The 6056-nt window shown below is 69.8% G+C and carries 4 protein-coding genes; all 4 read left to right on the top strand.

All coding sequences use genetic code 11. From position 1 onward, the window contains the following. The first annotated feature begins 255 nt into the window (after positions 1-255). Positions 256-1749: a hypothetical protein gene (locus tag VNF71_04770; protein HVA73856.1), complete on the top strand. Its 1494-nt coding sequence runs from the start codon at positions 256-258 to the stop codon at positions 1747-1749. Further along, positions 1749-3461 carry a hypothetical protein gene (locus tag VNF71_04765; protein ID HVA73855.1) on the top strand — a complete coding sequence of 571 codons (1713 nt, stop codon included), beginning with the start codon at positions 1749-1751 and terminating at the stop codon, positions 3459-3461. The genes VNF71_04770 and VNF71_04765 overlap by 1 nt, the downstream gene beginning before the upstream one ends. 1012 nt (positions 3462-4473) lie before the next feature. Then, positions 4474-5637 (top strand): hypothetical protein, encoded by a 1164-nt coding sequence (locus VNF71_04760; protein HVA73854.1) that lies wholly within the window; start codon positions 4474-4476, stop codon positions 5635-5637. A 1-nt stretch (position 5638) separates the two neighbouring features. Further along, on the top strand, positions 5639-6056 hold a 418-nt coding region (locus VNF71_04755; protein HVA73853.1), incomplete at its 3' end, for a hypothetical protein.

Genomic DNA, 6056 nt, shown 5'->3' with positions numbered 1-6056 from the left:
ACCTCACCGCCAGCTGCGTCGCCCGGGCCTTCAAACTATGGGCGGCCAGGATCCCGATCATCGAGAGCGAGTTGATCGGTCCCGATGCCACAGCGGTCCCCTTTGATCGCACGCTCATCGTGCCCTATGCCCTGCGGCACTTTGTTCCCGCGAAATCGTTGTGTCGCGATTGGTTGATGGAAGCCTTGTCGGCTGGGGGTTTGTGGCCGGGTCATCCTCGTGTTGTGTTCGGTGAGGGGTTACGGTCAGCGGCCCATGCCTGTCTCCTTGACCTTGTTCTCCTCCCGCGGTTTCGAGTCCTGGGACATCGAACGGCCCCCATTGATCCCCGAGGCGATGCCGGTTTTGATCGACTCCGACTTGGTGTTCGAGGACGGGCCGGGGTCACCGCGCTCTACGACGGTGGTGAATCGGTGGCTGCGTGAGCTGCCGACTCACGGGGCGCCGGCACCGAGTTCGTGGGCGAATTACGCCCGGGTGCTCAGAGCGTGGATGGACTTTTTGGCTCTTCATGGTGTCGGGCTGTTCGACTCCCGGGAGCGCCTGAAGCAGGCGCTGGGCCGCTACGCCGAGCATCGGGCGGCCGGCCCGTTCGACCAGCGGTTCGTGGCCAGCACCTGGGGTCTGCACGTGAGCGTGTTGTCGTTGTTCTACCGCTGGGCGATGGCCGAGGGCCACGCCCAGGCAGAGCCGTTCAGCTACCGCACGGCCAGGTTCTTGTTCGCGGGCACGGGCCGTGAGGTGCGGGTGAACCTGGCGATGCGGCGCAGCCCCAAGCCCCATGTCACGATCAAGTACCTCGAACCCGACTTTGCCCAGCTGTTCTTGTGGGCCCTGGGGGGCCTGGGGCCCGGCGGTGTACCCGACGACGGCTTCGGCGGCCGGGAACTGGCCCGCAATGCCGCAGTGGGCGCCTTGGCGTTGTCGACGGGGTTGCGTCTGGCCGAGTTCACCCATCTGCTGGCCTGTGAGGTCCCGGCCCTACCGGCCCGGGCCACGGTGCTGCCGATCGCCTTCCCGGTCCCCGAGGGGGTGACCAAGGGTCGCAAGTTCCGCACCACCTGGATCAGCTATCAGGCGTTGGCCGCGGTGCACCGCTATGTGGATTTGGAGCGGGCCGGCGCGCTGAACGGCTCGGCATGGCTGCCGTCGCCGCGTCGGGGTGCGCCGCTGGTCGTCAGCGAGGTTGACGATCGGGGCGGGCGGATCAATGGGGTGCGCCGCCCGTGGGCGTCGCTGACCCCAGCCGAGCGTCGTCGTCTGGTCGCCCCCGGTGGCGGCTCGTGCCTATTGGCGGTGACCTCGACCGGGGCGCCGTTCACGGCGTGGTCGACGGTGTTCGAGCGGACGTCTGACCGGGTCCGGGTCCGTTTCGAGCCCCGCTTCCCGCACGTGAACCCCCATCGGCTGCGCCATTCGTTCGCCATGGCAACGCTGGAGTTTCTGGTGGCCGGTCATTACCGCCAAGCGGCCCAGTTGGCCGCCGACGCGGGCGGCGACGGGGCCTTGGCGTTGTATCTGACCAAGGCCGACCCGCTGTTGGTGTTGCGGGATTTGCTGGGGCATTCCTCGGTGATGACCACCGAGAAATATCTGCGCCGCCTGGACACGACCCGCATCTACCGCGAGGCCTACCAACAAGGCGGTTTCGGCGTCGGCCCCTTCGACGACGTCTGCGACACCGATGCTGAGGTTGACGCGGAGTTCGACGCGGAGTTCGCCGGCCAAGCCGAGCCGGGGGTGGCGTGATGCCGGCGACGCTGACCGACGCCGGGACGGGCATCTCGTGCGTGTTCAGCGACGCAAGCACGGCCGAGTTCTCCTTGGACGCTCCGGGAGCGCCGCTGGGCCGTGACCTGTTGGTTGGCCTGGTCGAGCTGGTCCACCCCCACGGCACGGTGGATCAGGCCTCGACGGTGGCGATCTATGTGAAGGCGATCCGCAACATGGTGGACTGGCTGGCGGCGCGGGGTAGCAGCGGCGGTGCCGAAGAGTTGACGGCCACGGGGCTGACCGAGTATTGGATGAGCGCCACAGGGGCGCAGGAGGCGTGCACCCGGCGGATGCTCCGGGGTTTTGACACCGAGACTGGGGCGTTGAGCGAGGCGGTGCACGATCTGGTGGCGGGTCGGGCGTTCAACCTGCAGCCGTTCCGCCGGGCGCTGCCGCCCTACCCGGAGGCGGAATGGGCCCGGCTGGGTGTCGCGTGCCAGGCGACGATCGACGCGTCCTACGAGAGCCACCGCGAGGCATTGGCCGCCGCCGCCCGAGGCCACGACCCCGCCACCGCCGGTTGGAATCACGACAACCTGTGCTGGCTGCTGTCGCGTATCGGTCCGTCGACCCTCGGCGAGGTCGCAGCCCATGCCGGTGTCCCCACCGCGTCCGCCCGAGAGCGGGGTGGCTTCGGCGAAGCGAGCCGGGCGCTGTTCCCTCACATAGAGGTGACGGTGGCCTACCTGTTGGCCTTCGCCATGTCGTCGGGGGTGGTGCCCGACGGCATCGGCGACCTGGTGGTGGGCGACATCGACTGGGTGGGCGACGCCTCGATCCTGCTCAGCTATATCAAGGGCCGCACCGGGCCTGAAAGCGTGACCCTGGGCCGGCCGGCAGTGCGCTTGTTGGAGCGCTGGCTGTCGCACTCGACACTGCTGCGGGGCTTCGTCGGACCCATCGCCGGCTGCCAACTGTGGCTCGGCGTCACCCAAGGAGGCCGCAGGGTGGCGGCAGGGCCGGTGCACCGAAACGTCATTCGCCGATGGGCGCTCGACCACGAGCTGTGCGCCGACGACGGGGGCCCGCTGAAGATCCACCGCAACCGCATCCGCACCACCCATCAGTCGCTGCGTGACAAACGGGCGTGGACCGGCAACGGACGGGCCACGATCGACCCGAACCACACCGCCAGCGTCGAAGGCGACCACTACCTGAGCGCCACGACCCCGGCGCAACGCCTGGCGCTTGACTCCATCGTCGAGGACGCCCAGCACGACCTTGTCCGCCGGGCCGGATCGCCGACGGTGCTCAGCGAAGACGACATCGTCGCCTTGGCCGGGGCGTGGCCGGAGCTGACGGGCGGTCTGGGCCTCGACGACGCAGCGTTGGCCGAACTGGTGGGCGGCGAACGCGACGTGTTCGTCGCCGCCTGCGCCGATCAGCTCTCGGGCCTGCATGGCCCCAAAGGCCAACCGTGCCCGGCTCGGCCGTGGGTGTGCCTGTTGTGCCCGCTGGCGGTCTTCGCGCCCCGTCATGCCACCAACCTGTTGGCGCTCAAAGCGTTCTTCTCCCGCCAGTGGCGTGCCATGCCCGCCGGTCAGTTCATGGCGGTCTTCGGCCCCTACGCCCAGCGCATCGACCAGGTTCTGGCCGGCTACGCCCCGGCCGTGCTGAGCGCGGCGGCGGCCAGGGTCGCCGACTCCGACGACGAGCTGCCCCTGCGACCCGAGGAGCGCAGCACATGACCGTCGTCGCCCTGCCCGCCGGTGACGACTTCCGGGGGTCCCCCTTTGCGGGCGCCGATGTGTGCGCCGAGGCCGGCTTGAGCCTTCCGCCCGGCGCACGGCGCCCCCGGTTCGAACACGACGTGTGGGATTTCAGCGACGTGATCGGCCTGCCGGTGCAGATGGCACCCCACGCCCGACGCCTGGAGTTCGCCCCGATCGCCAACCCGGCGTGGCGGCTGGTGGCCAAGGAGCTGATGCTGGCGCTGCTGGCGCCGCGCCACGAGGCGGTGGCGACGCTGCCCCGAGCGTCGCGCACTCCGCTACACCTGCGCACCTGCCGGGGCCGGCTGGTGCAGCTGACGGGGTGGCTGAACTGGCTGGACGCCCAGGGCGTGGTCGGGTTGGGCGAAGTCCGCGACGGCCACTGCCGGGCCTACCTGGCCCATCGCGGCCACGCCCGCGACGCCGCTGGTGACATCGTCGGCGAGTTCGGCCCGCCCATCCGCCGGGCGGTCGCCCAGGCGATCGTCGACCTGGTCAACTACCGGGAGCTGTTCAGCGCTGACCGCGTCGAGCGGACACTGCGACCATGGGCCGGGGCGTCGCCGTCCGCGGTTGCGGGCATGCCCAACGGCCGGGACCAGAACAAGACCCCACCGCTGGCGGACACGGTGCTGGCACCCATGCTCGCCGCCGCCCTCTACCTGACCACGACACTGGGGCCGCCCGCCGCCATCTTGGCCAGGCAGGCCAGATTTGCGACCCGGACCCGCAGCGTGCTGCCCACAACCACACCGACCGCGGTCGAGGACATCGCTGGTGTCCTCTTAGCCCACCGCCATGCTGGCGACCCGCTGCCCCGGCTAAGCGACCACGACCAACGGGCCCGTCTCGCCGCCGGTCCAGGGCGCCCGACGACCCGCTGCTGGCCGTCAGCTTTGACGCGGTGGCCAACGAGGCCGGCCTCCGCCAGTTCGACTGGCCGTGGCTCGGTTCGCTGCGAGCCCCGGCGCACGAGACCGTGGCAGAGGTGGGCACCGAGCGACGGTGGGGTCGTGACGCCCAAGCGGTTCCGACCGCCGGCGGGGACGCCCAGCTGCCCTGGACGTTGCCTCTTCACGGCGGCGAAGTCGTCGCCGTCGCCGGGGTAGTCCGCTCCGCCTGCATCATCGTCATCGCCGCTATCTCAGGGATGCGTGCCAGCGAGCTGATGGAGCTGGTAGTCGGATGCCGCCGGCCACCCGAAGGGTCCGGGGACCTGGTCCGATACCGCCTCGCCAGCAAGGTCGTCAAAGGCCAACCCCTCGGCGGGACCGACGACGAATGGGTCGTCATCGAAGCGGTCCACCAGGCCGCCGGCATCGCCGAGCAACTCCTCGACGTGGCCCGCCCCGGCGACGCCTTGTTCGGCCGCTTCGGGTTCCGGGACCGATACAGGTGGTTCCGTTCCTGGGTCAACGGCCCCGCCGGAACGCGTCTCGGCCTCGCCCCCATTCCCGACGGCAACGTGACACCGCGCATCTTGCGCCGCACCCTGGCTATCGAGCTCGCCTATCGGCCCGGCGGGGTGCTGGCCACCAAAATCCACCTCAAACACATCTCGGTGGCCACCACCGAAGGCTACGCCTCCCGCCCCGGCGGGGCCCAAGCCCAACTCTTGGCCGAGATCAACAGCCACGAACAGCAGCGCAATCTCGAGCTCGTCCTGGCCGAGTTCCGCGCCTATCAGCAAGGCGTGGCGCCCGCCGGCCCCGGCGCTCGTGACCTCACCGGGTTCTTCGCCACCGTCGACCGCCAACTCGACCAGGACCCAGGCGCCCCCAAAGTGCAGGGCAACGACCGTGAGGTACTCACCCTGCTCAGCCGACGGGCCGCCACCTTGCATCTCGGTGCCGCCAACTACTGCTGGTTCAGCGACCCCTCAAAAGCGCTGTGCCTCAAACTGGCCGGCACCCCCAACGCCGAGAAGCCCTTGGCCGGGATGTGTGACTCGTCGCGCTGCCCCCAAGCCACCCACCACCTCGGCCACCGCCCGGTGTGGGCCGACCGGGCGGCCACCACCAAAGTGTTCCTCGACACCCTCGGCCCCGGCCGCCGCGCCGAGAGAACCCGCCTGCAAGGCGACTACGAACGGGCTCGCCGAGTCGTCACCGACATAGACGCCGCCAACGAACCCACCGTGACCCAGGAGTGACATGCGCATCACCGCCGAGCAGCGAGCCCACAACGAACATCGCATCCGGACGACGATCAACCAGCTCCTCGGTGGTGACGTCCCCGCCGATGGCGCCTGCGACATCAAGACCCTGGCCCGCCAGTCCGGCGTCGACCGCACGGCCTTCTACGGCACCCGCCCCTACGCCCATCTGCGCGTGGAGTTCGAGAGCCGCCTCCAACAAGCCGCCCAGGCCGGCGAGGTCCCCGATCCCCGGGACGCCCACATTGCCCGGCTCAAAGGCGACCTCGCCGCCCTCACCGATCGCCTCGCCCTGAGCAAACAGAACATCGCCGAGCTCACCGACTTCAAGTCCCTGGCGCTCTCCCGTCTGGGCGCCCAACACGACGAGATCACTCAGCTACGCGCTGTCCTGGCCGACCCTGGCAATATCCGGC

The organism is Acidimicrobiales bacterium, from assembly GCA_035533095.1.
Taxonomy (GTDB): Bacteria; Actinomycetota; Acidimicrobiia; order Acidimicrobiales; family Palsa-688; genus DATLUM01.
The sequence above is the reverse complement of the archived record's forward strand: the minus strand, read 5'-3'. Positions and strand labels throughout refer to the sequence as shown.